At 68.8% G+C, this 17742-nt stretch carries 15 protein-coding genes; 10 read left to right on the top strand and 5 right to left on the bottom strand.

Going from position 1 to position 17742, the window contains the following annotated elements; genetic code table 11:
* Positions 1 to 25: 25 nt before the first annotated feature.
* Positions 26 to 262 (top strand): SCO4848 family membrane protein, encoded by a 237-nt coding sequence (locus ACZ7OU_RS01940; protein WP_470239386.1) that lies wholly within the window; start codon positions 26 to 28, stop codon positions 260 to 262.
* Positions 263 to 325: 63 nt separating this feature from the next.
* Entirely contained in the window at positions 326 to 1723 is a 1398-nt protein-coding gene (locus tag ACZ7OU_RS01935) for a S8 family peptidase (protein ID WP_470253958.1), read from the top strand.
* A 507-nt stretch (positions 1724 to 2230) separates the two neighbouring features.
* Here the strand turns inward: ACZ7OU_RS01935 and ACZ7OU_RS01930 are convergent.
* From ACZ7OU_RS01930 to sdhC, 4 genes are read right to left on the bottom strand one after another with little or no spacing between them, the layout of a single operon-like run.
* The gene (locus tag ACZ7OU_RS01930) at positions 2231 to 3001 is read right to left on the bottom strand and encodes a succinate dehydrogenase iron-sulfur subunit (protein WP_470239384.1); all 771 of its coding nucleotides are present in this window, start codon (positions 2999 to 3001) and stop codon (positions 2231 to 2233) included.
* Entirely contained in the window at positions 3001 to 4755 is a 1755-nt protein-coding gene (sdhA, locus tag ACZ7OU_RS01925; RefSeq protein WP_470253957.1) for a succinate dehydrogenase flavoprotein subunit, read from the bottom strand. Before sdhA ends, ACZ7OU_RS01930 begins: the two co-directional genes overlap by 1 nt.
* Positions 4756 to 4772: 17 nt before the next feature.
* A complete protein-coding gene (locus ACZ7OU_RS01920) occupies positions 4773 to 5186 on the bottom strand; it encodes a succinate dehydrogenase hydrophobic membrane anchor subunit (protein ID WP_020643365.1) in 414 nt (137 codons plus the stop codon).
* A gap of 1 nt (position 5187) precedes the next feature.
* Positions 5188 to 5631 carry a succinate dehydrogenase, cytochrome b556 subunit gene (gene sdhC / locus ACZ7OU_RS01915; RefSeq protein ID WP_284747961.1) on the bottom strand — a complete coding sequence of 148 codons (444 nt, stop codon included), beginning with the start codon at positions 5629 to 5631 and terminating at the stop codon, positions 5188 to 5190.
* 409 nt (positions 5632 to 6040) lie between these two features.
* Between sdhC and ACZ7OU_RS01910 the strand changes: the two genes are divergently transcribed.
* The 7 genes from ACZ7OU_RS01910 to ACZ7OU_RS01880 all read left to right on the top strand — a co-directional run bounded on the left by ACZ7OU_RS01910 (position 6041) and on the right by ACZ7OU_RS01880 (position 15168).
* A complete protein-coding gene (locus ACZ7OU_RS01910; RefSeq protein WP_470255865.1) occupies positions 6041 to 8017 on the top strand; it encodes an NPCBM/NEW2 domain-containing protein in 1977 nt (658 codons plus the stop codon).
* A gap of 319 nt (positions 8018 to 8336) precedes the next feature.
* A complete protein-coding gene (locus ACZ7OU_RS01905) occupies positions 8337 to 9479 on the top strand; it encodes a BMP family lipoprotein (protein ID WP_470239382.1) in 1143 nt (380 codons plus the stop codon).
* A 77-nt stretch (positions 9480 to 9556) separates the two neighbouring features.
* Entirely contained in the window at positions 9557 to 11128 is a 1572-nt protein-coding gene (locus ACZ7OU_RS01900; RefSeq protein WP_470253956.1) for an ABC transporter ATP-binding protein, read from the top strand.
* The gene (locus ACZ7OU_RS01895; RefSeq protein ID WP_470253955.1) at positions 11125 to 12213 is read left to right on the top strand and encodes an ABC transporter permease; all 1089 of its coding nucleotides are present in this window, start codon (positions 11125 to 11127) and stop codon (positions 12211 to 12213) included. The genes ACZ7OU_RS01900 and ACZ7OU_RS01895 overlap by 4 nt, the downstream gene beginning before the upstream one ends.
* A gap of 47 nt (positions 12214 to 12260) precedes the next feature.
* Positions 12261 to 13490, top strand: a complete 1230-nt coding sequence (locus ACZ7OU_RS01890; protein WP_470255864.1) for an ABC transporter permease — start codon at positions 12261 to 12263, stop codon at positions 13488 to 13490.
* Positions 13490 to 13888, top strand: a complete 399-nt coding sequence (locus tag ACZ7OU_RS01885) for a cytidine deaminase (RefSeq protein WP_470239379.1) — start codon at positions 13490 to 13492, stop codon at positions 13886 to 13888. The genes ACZ7OU_RS01890 and ACZ7OU_RS01885 overlap by 1 nt, the downstream gene beginning before the upstream one ends.
* Positions 13885 to 15168: a thymidine phosphorylase gene (locus ACZ7OU_RS01880; protein ID WP_470253954.1), complete on the top strand. Its 1284-nt coding sequence runs from the start codon at positions 13885 to 13887 to the stop codon at positions 15166 to 15168. Before ACZ7OU_RS01885 ends, ACZ7OU_RS01880 begins: the two co-directional genes overlap by 4 nt.
* Positions 15169 to 15262: 94 nt before the next feature.
* Here ACZ7OU_RS01880 and ACZ7OU_RS01875 read toward each other — a convergent pair whose 3' ends face one another.
* Entirely contained in the window at positions 15263 to 16387 is a 1125-nt protein-coding gene (locus ACZ7OU_RS01875) for a PA containing protein (protein WP_470239377.1), read from the bottom strand.
* 212 nt (positions 16388 to 16599) lie between these two features.
* Here ACZ7OU_RS01875 and ACZ7OU_RS01870 point away from each other — a divergent pair, with 212 nt between their 5' ends.
* The gene (locus ACZ7OU_RS01870; protein WP_470253953.1) at positions 16600 to 17694 is read left to right on the top strand and encodes an adenosine deaminase; all 1095 of its coding nucleotides are present in this window, start codon (positions 16600 to 16602) and stop codon (positions 17692 to 17694) included.
* Positions 17695 to 17742: the final 48 nt, after the last annotated feature.

Raw genomic sequence — 17742 nt, 5'->3', positions numbered from 1 at the left:
AGGCGCGCGTCGCATACTCAGGGGCATGCGCATTTCCCGACGGACCTCGCTGTTCCTGCTGGCCTTCGGCGTGTGGTCGTGGATCATCTGGATCACGTTCGCCAAGAACCTGTGGGCGAGCGACCAGTCCTGGACCCCCGACGGCTCGCCGACCGCGTACTTCATCGTGCACGCGGTGCTGACGGTCGTGTCGTTCGTGCTCGGGACGATCATCGGCGTGCTGGGCTGGCGCGCGTTCCGCGCGTCCCGGGTCGCCTCCTGACTTTGGTCGGTGGCGCGGTCCCCGGGGCCGGTTTAGGTTGACGCCACTGACTCTGGAGGTGGAATGTCCCGTTTACGCCGAATGGCGGCCCCGCTCGTGCTGGCCGTCGGGGGCGGCCTGTTCGCCGCGGCACCGGCCGCCGAGGCCGCGCCGGTCGCCTGCGACACGACTAGCCCGTCGTACACGTACGTGGTGACCTACCAGCCGGGCACGCGCGCTTCGGCCGTCGACAAGGAGCTGGCGGCCAAGTGCGGCACGAAGGTGGCGTACTACGGCGAGATCGGCGTCGCGATCGCCAGCTCGCGCAACGCGGACTTCCAGGAGAAGATCGGCGTCTACCGGGCCTATTCGGGCGGCAAGGACGTGGCTTCTGCGGCTGGGGCGGCCCGCTCTTCACTGGGCGCGGTCCGGACGCTGGAGGACACGCGTTCTGTTGCCGCCGCCGGTGACCTGTCGGCCCAGCAGTGGGACATGAAGGCGATCCACGCGCCGGAGGCGAACAAGAAGTACCAGGGCAGCCGTTCGGTGACGGTCGGCGTGCTGGACTCGGGCATCGACGCGACGCACCCGGCGTTGAAGGCGGCGGTCTCGCCGTCGGAGTCGGCGGGCTGCATCACGGGGGCGGCGGACACTTCGCCGGCTTCGTGGGCCCCGACGACGTCGGACCACGGCACGCACGTGGCGGGCACGATCGCGGGCAAGGACCCGGCGGCGGGCTTCACGGGCATCGCCCCGGGGGTAAAGCTGGCCTCGGTGAAGGTGGTCAACGACGACGGCTACATCTTCCCGGAGTCGGCGGTGTGCGGCTTCGTGTGGGCGGCCAAGCACGGCTTCCCGGTGACGAACAACAGCTACTACATCGACCCGGGCATGTTCTTCTGCTCGAAGGAGCCAGGCGACGCGGCGGCGTACGAGGCGGTGCGCCGAGCGATCGAGTTCTCGACGCGCCACGGGGTCTTGAACGTATCGGCGGCGGGCAACTCGGGCTTCGACACGACGGCCCAGACCACCGACCCCAACCGGCCCCACCCGGTCGACTCGTCGTGCGGGATCCTCCCGAAGGCGATCGACGGCGTGGTGACGGTGTCGTCGGTGGGGTACGCGGGCACGAAGTCGTCGTTCAGCAACTACGGCGAGATCGATGTGACGGCGCCGGGCGGGGACTTCTCGCAGCTGCCGCCCACCGGTGAGGGCCCGTCGTGCCCGCTGTCGACGACGGTGTTCGGCGGTCTGTACGGCTCGAAGTGCGGAACGTCGATGGCCTCACCGCACGCGGCCGGGGTGGCGGCATTGCTGGCGTCGAAGTTCCGCGGGCTCCCGCCGCAGCTGCTGGCCCGAGTCCTGACGGGCGAGGCAGACCCGGTGAAGTGCGTATCGACGGAGACGGAGTGCACAGGCCCGGCGAAGAACAACTCGTACTACGGCCACGGCCTGGTCAACGCCCTGGACGCGGTCCGCTAGCGACACCCGATAAAGGAGCTGCGTGGTCATCCCGTCGCCTGAGGCCGTGAAATCACTTTGAGCCGGGCCCGCAACCCACAGCGCAACGCAGGACAGCAACGCAAGCTTGCGGGCCCGGCTCAAAGTGATAGGCCTCGTTCAGGCGACGGGATGACCACCCAGCGGCCCACCTCTCAGAAGTGAGATGGCAGCGGGACGGTGGTCATCCCGGAGCCTGCCTGTCCGGCGAGGACGCTTCTTATTCTGCCGCGGTAAAAAGCAAAAGCCGGTTCTGCCGCGGCAAAGCGGGTCCGACCTCCCCCGCCCCTCCGTTTGGATTCTCAGCCGCCGCTCGGGTTTGTCAAGGCGGGAAAGCGTGCCTTGACAAACCCGACCGCCGGCTGAAGGGACGGCTGGGATGAGGGGCGGGGGAGGTCTGGTGACGTCGTGGGCGGCCTGCGCTGCCGGCCGTCGGTTACGACAAAGGCCCCCGCTCAGCCGAGCGGGGGCCTTTGGTCCTGAAGAACGTCAGACGCGCTTGAACAGCAGTGCGCGCTTCACTTCCTGGATCGCCTTCGTCACCTGGATTCCTCGCGGGCACGCGTCCGTGCAGTTGAACGTCGTGCGGCAGCGCCACACACCCTCGCCGTCGTTGAGGATGTCCAGACGCTCCTCCGCTCCCTCGTCACGGGAGTCGAAGATGAAGCGGTGGGCGTTCACGATCGCCGCCGGGCCGAAGTACGAGCCGTCGTTCCAGTACACCGGGCATGATGACGTGCAGCAGGCGCACAGGATGCACTTCGTCGTGTCGTCGAAGCGCTCGCGGTCGGCCTGGGACTGGATTCGCTCGCGGGTCGGCTCGTTGCCGTACGTGATCAAGTACGGCTTGATCGCGCGGAACGCCTCGAAGAACGGGTCCATGTCGACGTAGAGGTCCTTCAACGTCGTCAGGCCCTTGATCGGGGCGATCGTGATCGTGGTCGGCTTGCCCGACGCCGACAGGAGGTCCTTCATCAGGACCTTGCAGGCCAGGCGGTTGATGCCGTTGATCTGCATCGCGTCGGACCCGCACACGCCGTGCGCGCACGAGCGGCGGAACGAGAACGTTCCGTCGATGTAGTCCTTGACGTAGAACAGCAGGTTCAGCAGCCGGTCGGTGCGCTGCGCCGGGACGTCGTAGGACTCCCAGTGCGGCTCCGAATCCACCTCCGGGTTGAACCGGAGGATCTTCAGCGTGACCGTGATCGGGGTGTGCTCGTCCGAAACCGACGACGAAGGAGCTTCAGCAATAGCAGTCATCAGTACTTCCGCTCCATCGGCTCGTAGCGGGTGAAGGTGACCGGCTTGTAGTCGAGCCGGATGTCGGACGCCAGGTCGGTGCCCTGCTTGTACGCCATGGTGTGCCGCATGAAGTTCGTGTCGTCGCGGGTCGGGTAGTCCTCGCGGGCGTGGCCGCCGCGGGACTCCTTGCGCGCGATCGCGCCCACGACCAGGACCTCGGCCAGCTCCAGCAGGAAGCCCAGCTCGACGGCCTCGAGCAGGTCGGTGTTGTACCGCTTGCCCTTGTCCGACACGGTGATCCGCTCGTACCGCGCCTTCAGCGCCTGGATGTCGGTCAGCGCCTGCTTCAGCGTGTCCTCGGTCCGGTACACCGACGCGTGCGAGTCCATCGTCTGCTGCATTTCCTTGCGGATGTCGGCGACGCGCTCGTCGCCGTGCTCCGACAGGAGGCCCGCCAGCTGGCCCTCGACCATCGTGGTCGGGTTCTCCGGCAGCTCGACGTGCTCGTGCGCCAGCGCGTACTCCGCGGCCGCGATGCCGGCGCGGCGGCCGAACACGTTGATGTCCAGCAGCGAGTTCGTGCCCAGGCGGTTCGACCCGTGCACGGACACGCACGCGACCTCGCCCGCCGCGTAGAGACCCGGGATGACGTTCTCGTTGTCCCGCAGCGCTTCGCCGTGGATGTTGGTCGGGATGCCGCCCATGACGTAGTGGCACGTCGGGAACACCGGAACCGGCTCCTTCACCGGGTCGACGCCCAGGTAGGTCCGGGAGAACTCCATGATGTCCGGGAGCTTCGCGTTCAGCGTCTCCTCGGGAATGTGCGTGACGTCCAGGACGACGTAGTCCTTGTTCGGCCCGCACCCGCGGCCCTGCAGCACTTCCTGCACCATCGAGCGCGCCACGATGTCGCGCGGCGCGAGGTCCTTGATGGTGGGGGCGTAGCGCTCCATGAACCGCTCGCCGGACGCGTTGCGCAGGATCCCGCCCTCGCCGCGGACGGCTTCGGAAATGAGAATCCCCAGGCCCGCGAGACCGGTCGGGTGGAACTGGAAGAACTCCATGTCCTCCAGCGGCAGGCCCTTGCGGAAGATGATGCCGAGGCCGTCACCGGTGAGGGTGTGCGCGTTCGACGTCGTCTTGAAGATCTTGCCCGCGCCGCCGGTGGCCATCACGATCGACTTCGCCTGGAAGACGTGCAGCTCGCCGGTGGCCAGCTCGTAGGCGACGACGCCGGAGGCGACCGGGTCGCCGTTCTCGTCCGGGGTGGTGATGAGGTCGAGCACGTAGAACTCGTTGAAGAACTCCGTGCCGTACTTGACGCAGTTCTGGTACAGCGTCTGCAGGATCATGTGGCCGGTGCGGTCCGCGGCGTAGCAGGCGCGGCGGACCGCGGCCTTGCCGTGGTCACGCGTGTGCCCGCCGAAGCGGCGCTGGTCGATCTTGCCCTCGGGCGTGCGGTTGAACGGCAGGCCCATCTTCTCGAGGTCGAGGACCGCGTCGATGGCCTCCTTCGCCATGATCTCGGCGGCGTCCTGGTCGACCAGGTAGTCGCCGCCCTTGATCGTGTCGAAGGTGTGCCACTCCCAGTTGTCCTCTTCGACGTTCGCCAGCGCGGCGCACATGCCGCCCTGGGCCGCGCCGGTGTGGGACCGGGTCGGGTAGAGCTTGGTGAGGACCGCGGTGCGGGCGCGCTGGCCGGACTCGATGGCCGCGCGCATCCCGGCGCCGCCGGCGCCGACGATCACCACGTCGTACTTGTGGAACTGCATGGCAGGAAGTCTCCGGGTCAGTTCGCGGGCATGTTCGGGTCGAAGGTGAAGATCACCATCGTGCCGACGGCCAGGATCAGCGCCATGGACACGTAGAGCACGATCTTCAGCCAGAACCGGGTGCTGTCCTTGCGCGCGTAGTCGTCGATGATGGTGCGCAGCCCGTTGCCGCCGTGGATCTCGGCCAGCCAGAGCATGGCCAGGTCCCAGAACTGCCAGAACGGCGAGGCCCAGCGGCCGGCGACGAAGCCCCAGTTGATCCGGTGCACACCGCCGTCGAGGATGTTCATGATCAGCAGGTGGCCGAGCACCAGGATGATCAGGGCGAGACCGGAGATCCGCATGAACAGCCAGCTGTAGAGCTCGAAGTTGCTCCGGCGGGCGGCGGGACGCTTCGGCGCGCGGGGGTTCGCGAGGGCGAGGTCGGCCATGTCAGTTACCCCCGAAGAGCGTTTCGACGGTGCGCTTCAGCATGAAGAAGGCACCGGGGACCATCACGACGACCCAGACCACGCCGATCACCCAGAGCATGGCCTTCTGCAGCTTCGGGCCCTTCGACCAGAAGTCGACCAGCATGACGCGGATGCCGTTCAGCGCGTGGAAGAGGACCGCGCCGACCAGGCCCACCTCGAGGAGGTTGACGATCGGGGTCTTGTAGGTCTCGATGACCTGGTCGTAGGTGTTCGGCGACACGCGCACCAGCGCGGTGTCGAGCACGTGCACGAACAGGAAGAAGAATGTGAGCACGCCGGTGATGCGGTGCAGCACCCAGGACCACATGCCGGGGTCGCCCCGGTAGAAGGTCCCCTGCCGGCGTGAGGCACCCGCCCGATCGCTAGCCCCTGCCTGCGTGGCAGTGCTCGCCGTGGTGGACATCGGTGAACGGCCTCCAACGTCTGACTGTGCGCCCGGTGGCCGTGAGGTCCGCAGTCGCCGCGGGAACGGCGGCAATGCCGAGATCTGGGGTCATCGAGCCTGGATGAATCGGATGCTAGACCCGCACCCGGCACGCGGCTCACCTCCGGGTTCCTGTCTGTGATGGACCAGACACCGGTACTTCCGTGCCGCCACCCGGAGGTGTGGTGCAGGGCACTCGGTCGTGCGGTGGTGCGGCTGGCCGTGAACACAAGTGGTCAGATCTCTATGACGTCTGATATCTGATGCACTAGGCCGAAAGGCTGGTGTGATCGGTTTGTTGTTGACCAACCATCGAGCTATTCCTACTGTCGCCCCATATACATCGGATCTCTCACGATGGGGTGACGTTCTGGTGAGACGACTCGGCATGGTGATCACCGTCGCGGTGCTGCTTCCTGTGGCGGTGGTCACGCCCGCACAGGCGCTGCCCGACGGGCTCGCGCTCACGCCGCCGATGGGCTTCAACAACTGGAACACCACCGGCTGCGCGGTCGACGAGCAGATCATCCGCGACACCGCGGACATCTTCGTCGAGAAGGGCCTGAAGGCCGCCGGCTACCAGTACGTCAACGTCGACGACTGCTGGGCCGAGCCGCAGCGCGACGCCGACGGCCGGATGCAGGCGAACAAGGCGCGGTTCCCGCACGGGATCAAGGCGCTCGCCGACTACGTCCACGAAAAGGGCCTCAAGTTCGGCATCTACACCAGCGCGGGCACGCTGACCTGCGCGAAGACCCAGCCCGGCGCGCTCGACCACGAAGACGTCGACGCGCAGACGTTCGCCGACTGGGGCGTCGACTACCTCAAGTACGACAACTGCAACAACGCCGGCAGGCCCGCGCTGGAGCGCTACACGAAGATGCGCGACGCGCTGAAGAAGACCGGTCGCCCGATCGTGTACTCGCTGTGCGAATGGGGCGAGAACAAGCCGTGGGAGTGGGGCGCGGACGTCGGGCACCTCTGGCGCACGACCGGCGACATCAAGGACAACTGGGCGAAGACGGTCCAGATCCTCAAGGCCAACGCGCCGCTCGCGCCGTACGCCGGTCCGGGGCACTGGAACGATCCCGACATGCTCGAGGTCGGCAACGGGGGCATGACGACCGAGGAGTACCGGTCGCACTTCTCGCTGTGGGCCATGATGGCCGCGCCGCTGCTCATCGGCGCCGACTTGCGGAAGGTGTCGCCGGAGAACTTCGACGTCCTGCGCAACGCCGAGGTCATCGCGCTCGACCAGGACCGGCGCGGGGTCCAGGCGCGCGTGCTGTCCAACCAGGATGGTCACTGGGTCTTCGCGAAGCCGCTGCAGAACGGCGACGTGGCGGTGGCGCTCTTCAACGAGACCTCCGCCAACGCCACCATCGGCACCACCGCGGCCGACGCCGGCCTGCCGAAGGCGGCCGGGTACACCGCGCGCGACCTCTGGGCGCACCGCGACCTCCAGACCGCGGGCCGGCTCTCGGCGGTGGTCCCACCACACGCGACAGTCGTCTACCGGGTGCACGCGGGCGGCGCGTGGCTGCGGAACGCGCCCATGGTGCGCACCGGCGTCGAACTGGCCGCGCCCGTGCCCGGCGTGCCGGGCGAGATCACGCCGGCCGGGAAGCCCTTCGAGGTCACGGTGTCCGCGACCGACGAGGCCCGCGTACCGGTGTTCGACCCCCGCGTCACGCTCACCGCGCCCGAGGGCTGGCGGGTGCAGGAAGTGGGCAGGCCACACGTGTTCGTCCTCGGCACCGGCGAGTCCGCCACCGGTCGCTGGCGCGTGACCCCGCCGGCCGGCACCGAGGGCACGACGGCGGTGCTCCGCGGCGGCGTCACCTACCGCGCGCTCGGGTTCGGCCAGGTGAGCTGGACCGGGTCGCAGCAGCTGACGGTGCCCGCGGCGCCTCCCAGTGCTCCGGCGTGGGCGAGCGACTTGCGCTGGGCGGCGGAGAAGAACGGCTACGGCCCGGTCGAGCGCGACATGTCCAACGGCAGCATCCCGGTGGGCGACGGCAAGCCGCTGACGCTCAACGGCGTCGTCTACCCGAAGGGCCTGGGAGCGCACGCGCCCAGCGAAGTCGTCTTCTACCTGGGCGGCCGGTGCGCGACGTTCACCGCGGACGTCGGCGTCGACGACGAACGCGAGGCGACGAACAAGCAGGGCTCGGTGACGTTCGAGATCTACGCGGACGGCGTCCGAGCGGCCGCGACGGGCGTCCGGACCTGGCAGGACCCGGCGCTGCCCGTGGCCGCCGACCTGCACGGCGCCCAGTACCTGCGGCTGGTGATCACCGACGGCGGCGACGGGAACTCCTACGACCGCGGCGATTGGGCCGCCGCCCGGCTCACCTGTGCCTGAACCCCGTCATCTCACAGAGTGACCGGCCTGGCCCACTCCTCGGCCGGACCGGCACACTCAGTGACACAAACCGGTATTTCGGCCGTGCCGCAGCCTCGGACTCCGCCGAAAGCTGCGCACCGTGAGTCATTTGATCACTGTGGGTGCACGTCCGGTCGCACGCGCGACTCGTGAGTAAACGTTTGTGTTACGTAGCGTGCCGTTCCTATGGCGCATTCCTGTCCGTTGGGTACGGTCTGGCGGTCGACTTGGCAGTGGGCCAGGTCGTGCCCTTGACCATCCGCTGGATCAGCGGGGAGGGAGACTCACGTTGCGTCGCATGCGTGGAACCGCGCTGGCCGCCGTGGCCATGGCCGGGGTGCTCACCCTGGCCGGGTGCGCCAAGGACTCGAGCGGTGGTAGCAGCAACAACAGCGCCGCGCCTTCGTCGGGTGGTTCGGACTGCGTCACCGCGCAGAAGCCGCCCGCCGCGCCCGCGGCCGCGTCGAGCAGTGCCGCCGCCGGGGGCAAGGTCGACGGCAGCAAGCTGAAGATCGGCCTGGCCTTCGACGTCGGCGGCCGGGGTGACGCGTCGTTCAACGACGCCGCCGCCGCGGGTACCGACAAGGCGAAGTCCGAGCTGGGCGTGACGACGGTCAACGAGAGCACCGCCTCCGCCAGCGAGGCCGAGTCGGCCAAGCAGCAGCGCCTCGACCAGATGGCCTCGTCGGGTCTGAACCCGATCGTCGCGGTCGGCTTCGCCTACGCGCCGTCGGTCAAGATCATCGCCGCGAAGTACCCGAACACCAAGTTCGCGATCGTCGACGACGACTCGATCACGCTGGCGAACGTCACGCCGCTGGTCTTCGCCGAGGAGCAGGGCTCGTTCCTGGCCGGCGTCGCCGCCGCGTACAAGAGCAAGAGCTGCCACATCGGCTTCGTCGGCGGCGTCAACACCCCGCTGATCCAGAAGTTCGAGGCCGGCTTCCTGCAGGGCGCGAAGACGGTTTCGTCCAAGATCAAGATCGAAGACGAGTACCTCACGCCGGCCGGTGACTTCTCCGGGTTCCAGGACCCGCCGAAGGGCAACGCGAAGGCCGCGGCCGAGATCGCCAAGGGCGCGGACGTGATCTACCACGCCGCCGGCGCTTCCGGTAAGGGTGTCTTCGACGCCGCCAAGGCCGGCAACGCGCTGGCCATCGGGGTCGACTCCGACCAGTACAACCAGAAGACCGTCGAGGCCGACAAGGACGTCATCATCACGTCCATGCTCAAGCGGGTCGACGTCGCGGTGTTCGACTACATCTCGGCCGTCGCCAAGGGCGACCTGACCGGCCTGCCGAAGCGGTTCGACCTCAAGGTCGACGGCGTCGGCTACTCCACCTCCGGTGGCAAGGTCGACGACATCAAGGACGTCCTGGACGGCTACAAGGCCCAGATCATCTCGGGCGCGATCACCGTTTCGGACAAGCCGCAGAAGTAACTCACAACGCGTCGGGGCTCGGAGGAATTTTCCTCCGGGCCCCTCACGCGTTTAAGAGATATGGAATTCTCCCGCCCATGAGCACTGCCGAGGCCCCGGCCGAGGCCGTCCCCGACCGGGGCGCCCCCGCCGTCCAGCTGACCGGGATCACCAAACGGTTCCCGGGTGTGGTGGCCAACTCCGACGTCAACCTCACCGTCGCCGCGGGCGAGGTGCACGCCATCTGTGGCGAGAACGGCGCCGGCAAGTCCACCCTGATGAAGATCCTCTACGGCATGCAGCCGCCGGACGAGGGCACGATCGCGATCAACGGCGACGAGGTGAGACTGCGCAACCCGCAGGACGCCATCCGCGCCGGCATCGGCATGGTGCACCAGCACTTCATGCTGGCCGACAACCTCACGGTCGGCGAGAACGTCTTCCTCGGCGCCGAGGCGCTGCACGGCATCGGCCGCGCCGCCCGCGCCCGGCTGGCCGAGCTCGCCCAGCGGACCGGCCTGCACGCCAAGCCGGACACGCTGCTCGAAGAGCTCGGCGTCGCCGACCGCCAGCGCGTCGAGATCGTCAAGGTGCTCTACCGCGGGGCGAAGATCATCATCCTGGACGAGCCCACCGCGGTGCTCGTGCCGCAGGAGGTCGACGCGCTGTTCGCGACCGTCCGGGAGATGAAGGCCGACGGCTACACGTTCCTCTTCATCTCGCACAAGCTCGATGAGGTCCGCGCGATCGCCGACACCGTCACGGTCATCCGGCGTGGCACCACCGTCGGCACCGCCGACCCGAAGACCATCACCTCCCGCCAGCTCGCGGAGATGATGGTCGGCTCGGAGCTGCCCAGCCCGGAGACCCGCGAGTCCACCGTCACCGACCGCGCGGTGCTGCGGCTGACCGGACTCACGCTGGGCGCCGAGGGCTCGGACCGCAACGCGCTCGACGACGTCACCTTCACCGTGCGCGCGGGCGAGGTGCTCGGCGTCGCCGGCGTCGAGGGCAACGGCCAGACCGAGCTCGTCGAAACCATCATGGGCATGCGGAAGCCGTCCGGCGGGAAGATCGAGCTGGTCGACGCCGACGACAAGGCCCGCGACCTCACCAAGGCGGGCACGCTGGCGCGGCGCGAAGCCGGCATCGGCTACATCGCCGAGGACCGCACCCGGCACAGCCTGCTGCTCACGCAACCGTTGTGGGTCAACCGGATCCTCGGTTACCAGACCCGCGAGCCGGTCTCCAAGGGCCAGCTGCTCGACATCGCCGGCGCCCGCGCGGACACCGAACGGATCGTGCGCGACTACGACGTCCGCACGCCGGGGATCGACGTCCCGGCCGCGGCGCTCTCGGGCGGCAACCAGCAGAAGCTGATCGTCGGGCGCGAGCTGTCCGGCAACCCGGTGCTGCTGATCGCGTCGCACCCGACTCGCGGTGTCGACGTCGGCGCGCAGGCGCTGATCTGGGAAAACATCCGCCAGGCCCGGTCCGCCGGCCTCGCGGTGCTGCTGATCTCCGCCGACCTCGACGAGCTGATCGGCCTGTCCGACACGATCCGGGTCATGCTGCGCGGGCGCCTCGTCAGCGAGGCCGACCCCGCCACCGTGACGCCGCAGGAACTGGGTTCGGCGATGACCGGCGCCGGAGAGGGTGACGAAGAATGACCTCCTGGCGCACGAAACTGCTGCCGCCGCTGCTGGCGATCGTGTTCGCCGTGCTGCTGTCGGCGATCGCGCTGATCATCTCGGGGGCCGATCCGCTGCAGGCGTACGGCACCATGATCGGCCAGATGTTCAAGGGCTCGACCGCCGTCGACACCGTGAACCTCGCGACCGTGTACTACCTGTCCGGGCTCGCGGTCGCCATCGGCTTCCAGATGAACCTCTTCAACATCGGGGTCGAGGGCCAGTACCGGTTCGCCGCGGTCATCGCCGCCATCGCGGGCGGCGCGCTGAAGCTGCCGCCGGTCATCCACGTCATCGCGATCCTGGTGATCGCGGTCGTGGCGGGCATGGCCTACGCGGCGGTCCCGGCGATCCTCAAGGTGACCCGCGGGGTCAGCGAGGTCATCTCGACGATCATGCTCAACGCGATCGTCGCCGGCATCATCGCCTTCCTCATCAACGCCGACCAGTTCGGCGTGCAGACCGGCAACAACATCGGCACCCGCGTCATCGAGCCCTCGGGCCGGATCCCGGGCATCCCGCTCGGCTCGGGCACGCTCTTCGGGTTCGTCTTCATCGCCGCGATCGTCGGCGGCGCCTACTGGTTCATGCTCAACCGCACGCGGTTCGGCTTCGAGCTCAAGGCGTCCGGCGAGTCGACCACGGCGGCCGCGGCCGGCGGGGTCAACGCCAAGAAGATGACGCTGATCGCGATGCTGCTTTCCGGCGGTGTCGCCGGCCTGGTCGCGATGCCGGAGCTGCTCGGCCGCGACTACACCTACGGCATCACCGCGACCCAGATGTACGGCTTCACCGGGATCGCCGTCGCGCTGCTCGGCCGCAACCACCCCGGCGGCATCGCGCTCGGCGCGCTGCTGTGGGCGTTCCTCGACAGCTCCGCGGTGTCGCTGGAGCAGATCAACGTGTCCAAGGAGATCGCGACGATCATGCAGGGCATCATCGTGCTGTCGGTCGTCGTGGCGTACGAGGTCGTGCGCCGGGCCGACCTGGCCGCCGAACAACGCAGAGTCGGGCGCGCGCTCGCCGGCAAGGCTTCTTCGGTCGCCGGGGGAGGTGCCGTCTGATGGCCGTCACCGACGTTTCCCGGCCCGACGCCGGCAGCCCCGGCACGATGCCCGTGCACCGCAAGCGGTCCCGGATCCCCGGCTGGCTCCGCGGGGTCATCTGGGCCGTGATCGCCATCGCCGTCGTCTCGACGGCGTCGTACTCCACCGGCGTCGCCGCCCTGACGTCGTCGAACACCGCGTCGACGGCGTTGCGCCTCGCCCTGCCGATCCTGCTCTGCGCACTGGGCGGCCTTTGGGCCGAACGCGCGGGCGTCGTCAACATCGGTCTCGAGGGCATGATGATCCTCGGGACCTGGGGCGCCGCTTGGGGTTCGTACAACGGCGGCGTGTGGGCCGGCCTGATCGCCGCGATCGTCTTCGGCGCGCTCGGCGGGCTGCTGCACGCGGTGGCGACGGTGACGTTCAACGTCAACCACATCGTCTCCGGCGTCGCGATCAACCTGCTCGGCCTGGGTGTCACGAAGTACCTGGCGAACCTGATCTTCGCGCCGATCTCCGGCAACCCGCGGCAGTCGCCGGTGGTGCCGAAGTTCGACACCTACTCGGCGAGCGGTCTCTCGGACTGGCTCGGCGACCTGGAGAAGGAGCAGCGCGTCGGCATCTCCGACGTCGCCGGCATCCTGCGCGGCCTGGTCACCGAGGTGGCCCCGCTGACGATGATCGCGATCCTGCTGGTGCCGCTGAGCTTCTGGGTGCTCTGGCGCACGCGGTTCGGCCTGCGGCTGCGGTCGTGCGGCGAGAACCCGGTGGCCGCGGAGTCCCTCGGCGTCAACGTCTACCGGCACAAGTACATCGCGATGCTGATCTCCGGCGCGCTGGCCGGCATGGGTGGCGCGTCGCTGGTGCTGCTGCGCGGTGGCGCGGACTACCTGGAGAACCAGACCAACGGCCGCGGATACATCGGCCTCGCGGCGATGATCTTCGGCAACTGGCGGCCGGGCGGCCTGCTCGGCGGCGCGGCGCTGTTCGGCTACGCGGACGGCCTGCAGCTCGCCGGTGGCGGCGAAGCGGTGCTCGCGCTGCTGTACGGCGCGGTGATCCTGGTCGCCGTGATCGTCGTCGTGCAGCTGTTCCGCCGTCAGTGGATCGCGGCGGGGCTCGGTGTCGTCGGTGCCGGCGTGCTGTACCTGATCTACTGGTCGAACGACACGCTGCCGTCCGACCTGATCCCGTACACCGCGCACTTCGTGACGTTGATCGTGCTGGCGGTGGCTTCGCAGCGGCTGCGGCCGCCGAAGGCCGACGGGCAGCCGTACCGGCGGGGTGAGGACTGATGTCTGCTGTGTCCTCTGTGGACTGGGATGCGCTACGTTCCCAGGCCATCGAAGCGGCTTCCCATGCGTACGCGCCTTATTCGGGTCTGCACGTCGGCGTCGCCGGGATCGTCGACGACGGGCGTGTGGTCACCGGGTGCAACGTCGAGAACGCGTCCTACGGGCTCGGGCTCTGCGCCGAGTGCACGATGGCCGGGCAGCTGCGGCTGTCCGGCGGCGGGCGTCTCGTGGCCGTCGCGTGCCGCAGCGGTGCCGGTGACCTGCTGATGCCGTGTGGCCGGTGCCGGCAGATCCTGTTCGAGCTGGGCGGTTCCGCGTGCCTGGTGGACACGCCCAGCGGCATCCTGCCGATGTCGGACGTGCTGCCGGACGCCTTCGGCCCGGACGACCTGCCGTGACCGGCTTCGCGGCGGTCGACGTCATCCGCACCAAGCGGGACGGCGGCCGGCTCTCGGACGAGCAGATCGACTGGGTCGTCGACGCGTACACGCACGGCGTTGTGGCCGAAGAGCAGATGTCGGCGCTGGCGATGGCGATCTTCTTGCGAGGCATGGATTCCGACGAGATCTCGCGCTGGACCGGCGCGATGATCAACTCGGGGGAGCGGCTCTCGCTGGACGTGTCGCGGCCGACGGTCGACAAGCACTCGACGGGCGGGGTCGGCGACAAGATCACGCTGCCGCTGGCACCTCTGGTGGCCGCGTGCGGCGCGGCCGTACCGCAGCTGTCCGGGCGCGGGCTCGGGCACACCGGCGGGACGCTCGACAAGCTGGAGTCCATCCCGGGCTGGCGCGCGGCACTGTCCACTTCGGAAATCCAGGCGCAGCTGGAGGACGTCGGCGCGGTGGTCTGCGCGGCGACGTCCGGGCTCGCCCCGGCGGACAAGAAGCTGTACGCGCTGCGGGACGTGACGTCCACTGTGGAATCCATCCCGCTGATCGCCAGCTCGATCATGAGCAAGAAGATCGCCGAAGGCGCGTCCGGGCTGGTCCTGGACGTCAAGTTCGGGTCGGGCGCGTTCATGAAGTCCCTTGAGCAGGCCCGAACCCTGGCCGCGACGTTGACGTCGATCGGCGTCGACCACGGCGTCCCGACGACGGCGCTGCTGACCGACATGAACGTCCCGCTGGGGCGCGCGGTCGGGAACGCCGTCGAGGTCGCGGAGTCGGTTTCCGTGCTTCAGGGCGGTGGCCCCGCGGACGTCGTGGAGCTGACGCTCGCCTTGGCGCGGGAGATGCTCGCGCTGGCCGGTCTCGACGTCGACCCGGCCGCGGTGCTGGCTTCCGGTGAGGCGTACGAGACGTGGTGCCGGATGATCTCCGCCCAGGGCGGCGACCCTTCGGCGCCACTGCCGACGCCGTCGCACGTCCACATGGTCACCGCGCCCGCGTCGGGCGTGCTGGCTTCGCTGGACGCCTACGCGGTGGGCGTCGCGGCATGGCGGCTCGGCGCGGGCCGGGCCCGCAAGGAGGATCCGGTTCAGGCCGCGGCGGGCATCCTGTGCCTGGCCAAGCCCGGCTCCCGCGTCACCGAGGGTGAGCCGCTGCTGGAGTTGCACACGGACACCCCGGAAGCGGTCCCGGCGGCCTTGGCCGCGCTCGAAGGCGGCTTCACGGTCGCTTCGGAAGCGCCCGAGCCGGGCCCGATCGTCCGGGAGACGATCCGCGGCAAGGTGTGATGATCATCGCGAAGATGATCACCCGACTGAGTGACGTCTGAAGCATGAAGAGGCCCCCGCCGGGATCCGGCGGGGGCCTCTTCGCGTAGCTGAGTTACTCCGTGGCTTCTTCCGCGCCTTCGCCCGGCTTGGCCTTCGCGTCGGCCGGCTTCGGTGCACGGCCGTTGCGCGAGCTGCGTCGCGGCTGGCGCGGGGCCGGTGGGGGCGGGGCGATCTGCTGGACCGTCGGGCCGCCGCCGAGCATCAGCTCCGCGAACGTCGCCATCGCCTCGTCGAGCTGGCCGCCGATGCGGCGGACGCTCTCGTCGTTGCTCTTGCGGACCAGCGTGTCGACCGAGTCGGTGTCCGGCTGCTTGGACAGCGTGCCCTCGACCTTCGACAGCCCGGCCTTGAGCGCGCCGTCGAGGTCGCCGATGCCGGAGAGGAAGCCGTCCTCCACCTTGTCGAGGCGGCCGGCCAGCTCGTCGAGCCGGGTGGTGACCTTCTCGAGCCGGCCACCCAGCTTCTCCAGGCGGTCCGAAGCGTCGATCATCTCGCCGGTCTCGGTCAGCGCGACCTTGAGCGCCTCGGTGTTCGCGCCGATCCGCTCGCCGGTGACGCGGTCCAGCTCGCCGATGCGCTCCTGCGTGGTGCGGCTCAGCTCGTCGACCTTGCCCCGCAGTTCGTGGTCGGCGTGGTCGACGCGCTCGCGCAGCGAGGCCTCGGCCTGCTCGATCCGCTCGCGGACCGGGCCGTGCACCGACTGCGGGATCGAGTCGAGCTTCGCGTCCTGCTTGTCGAGGTGGCTGCCGACCTCGTCGATCCGGCGGTGGATGTTCTGGAGCTTGTCCTCGAGTCCGTCCATCCGGCCCGCGACGCCCTCGAAGCGGGCGGCCATGCCGTCGAGCCGGCCGTCGAGCTGCGCGAACGGCTTGGCCAGCTTGTCGACGATGCTCTCGACGGCGCGGGTCAGCGCGGCGATCGCGTTGTCCTGGGCCTCGAGCCGGGACATCGTCTCGTCGAGGCGCTCGGCCAGGACGCTGACCTCGGTGCGGTCGGGCATCTCGGAGAGCCGCTTGCGGACCGCGCCCAGCGAGTCCACCGGCGCGAGGCGGGCGTAGATGTCGTCGAGCGCGTCGAAGATCTGCTGCTGCTCGCTCTCACGCACTTCGGCCGCGCGCACCAGCATGTTGCGCATCCGGTCGAAGGACGGGGCGGCAATGTGGTTGTCAGTGGTCACTGCTGTGTGTCCTTCGTCGGCGGGGAAATGGAGGGACGTGCCACGAAGCTTAACGATTGCGAAATTGCTGTGCGTATGGCCCCCGTGAAGCGTGTATTACGGAGGCTGCCCCCGGATGGCCGATTCGTCGCATGATCGTCAACGCTGAGCGTTGACCAGAGCCTGAGAGTTACGGCCATGTAGGGGAATGACAACGAGGTTACCGTTGGGGGATGCCTGACGAAAGCCCTGTTCTGACCAGCGAGACACTCCGCCGCGCGCCGAAGGTCCTCCTGCACGACCACCTCGACGGCGGGCTCCGGCCGGCGACCGTCGCCGAGCTCGCCGAGGCCTCCGGTTATGCCGGTCTGCCCACCAGCGATCCGGCCGAGCTGGGCAGCTGGTTCCGCCGTGCGGCCGATTCCGGCTCACTCGTGTCCTACCTCGAGACCTTCGCGCACACGTGCGGAGTGATGCAAACGGAGGAATCCCTGGTCAGGGTTGCCGCGGAGGCGGTGGAGGACCTGGCCGCCGACGGCGTCGTCTACGCCGAGGTGCGCTACGCACCGGAGTTGTTCGTCGAACGCGGTCTGTCACTCGATGCGGTGGTCGAGGCTGTCCAGGCGGGGTTCACGGAGGGCACACGGCGCGTGGCCGCGAACGGCGGTTCGATCCGCGTCGGGACGTTGCTCTGCGCGATGCGCCAGCACGCCCGGGCCCTCGAGATCGCGAACCTGGCGGTCCGCTACCGCGACGCCGGCGTCGTCGGGTTCGACATCGCCGGACCCGAGGACGGATTCCCGCCGACCCGCAATCTCGACGCTTTCGAGTATTTGCGGCAGAACAATGCGCATTTCACCATTCACGCCGGCGAGGCATTCGGACTTCCGTCCATTTGGGAGGCGATTCAGCACTGCGGGGCCGAGCGGCTCGGGCACGGCGTGCGGATCGTCGAGGACGTCAAGACCGACGCGGACGGGACGGTCCACCTTGGACGGTTGGCCGCGTATGTCCGCGACCGAAGGATCCCCCTGGAGATCTGCCCGTCGTCGAACGTCCAAACAGGCACCGTCCGCTCGATCGCCGAGCACCCGCTCGCCCTGCTCAAGCGGCTGCGCTTCCGGGTGACCGTGAACACGGACAACCGGCTGATGAGCGGATGCACGATGACCAGCGAATTCGCCGCGCTGCACGAGACCTTCGGGTATGACCTCGACGACTTCCGGTGGTTCACGATCAACGCGATGAAATCCGCGTTCATCGATTTCGACGCCCGGCTCGCGCTGATCGACGACGTCATCAAGCCCGGGTACGCCGCACTGAGCTGACGTCCGCGCTGCCCTCCGTTGGGTGCTTGCGGTCCTTAGCCATGCCAA

This window comes from Amycolatopsis sp. NPDC114505, assembly GCF_055633615.1.
This window is presented reverse-complemented; position numbering and strand designations above follow the sequence as displayed.

Bases quoted from the DNA above. Each gene is read 5' to 3' on its own strand.
- ACZ7OU_RS01940 (WP_470239386.1), top strand. From the start codon at position 26: ATGCGCATTTCCCGACGGACCTCGCTGTTCCTGCTGGCCTTCGGCGTG.
- ACZ7OU_RS01935 (WP_470253958.1), top strand. From the start codon at position 326: ATGTCCCGTTTACGCCGAATGGCGGCCCCGCTCGTGCTGGCCGTCGGG.
- ACZ7OU_RS01930 (WP_470239384.1), bottom strand. From the start codon at position 3,001: ATGACTGCTATTGCTGAAGCTCCTTCGTCGTCGGTTTCGGACGAGCAC.
- sdhA (WP_470253957.1), bottom strand. From the start codon at position 4,755: ATGCAGTTCCACAAGTACGACGTGGTGATCGTCGGCGCCGGCGGCGCC.
- ACZ7OU_RS01920 (WP_020643365.1), bottom strand. From the start codon at position 5,186: ATGGCCGACCTCGCCCTCGCGAACCCCCGCGCGCCGAAGCGTCCCGCC.
- sdhC (WP_284747961.1), bottom strand. From the start codon at position 5,631: ATGTCCACCACGGCGAGCACTGCCACGCAGGCAGGGGCTAGCGATCGG.
- ACZ7OU_RS01910 (WP_470255865.1), top strand. From the start codon at position 6,041: ATGGTGATCACCGTCGCGGTGCTGCTTCCTGTGGCGGTGGTCACGCCC.
- ACZ7OU_RS01905 (WP_470239382.1), top strand. From the start codon at position 8,337: ATGCGTGGAACCGCGCTGGCCGCCGTGGCCATGGCCGGGGTGCTCACC.
- ACZ7OU_RS01900 (WP_470253956.1), top strand. From the start codon at position 9,557: ATGAGCACTGCCGAGGCCCCGGCCGAGGCCGTCCCCGACCGGGGCGCC.
- ACZ7OU_RS01895 (WP_470253955.1), top strand. From the start codon at position 11,125: ATGACCTCCTGGCGCACGAAACTGCTGCCGCCGCTGCTGGCGATCGTG.
- ACZ7OU_RS01890 (WP_470255864.1), top strand. From the start codon at position 12,261: ATGCCCGTGCACCGCAAGCGGTCCCGGATCCCCGGCTGGCTCCGCGGG.
- ACZ7OU_RS01885 (WP_470239379.1), top strand. From the start codon at position 13,490: ATGTCTGCTGTGTCCTCTGTGGACTGGGATGCGCTACGTTCCCAGGCC.
- ACZ7OU_RS01870 (WP_470253953.1), top strand. From the start codon at position 16,600: ATGCCTGACGAAAGCCCTGTTCTGACCAGCGAGACACTCCGCCGCGCG.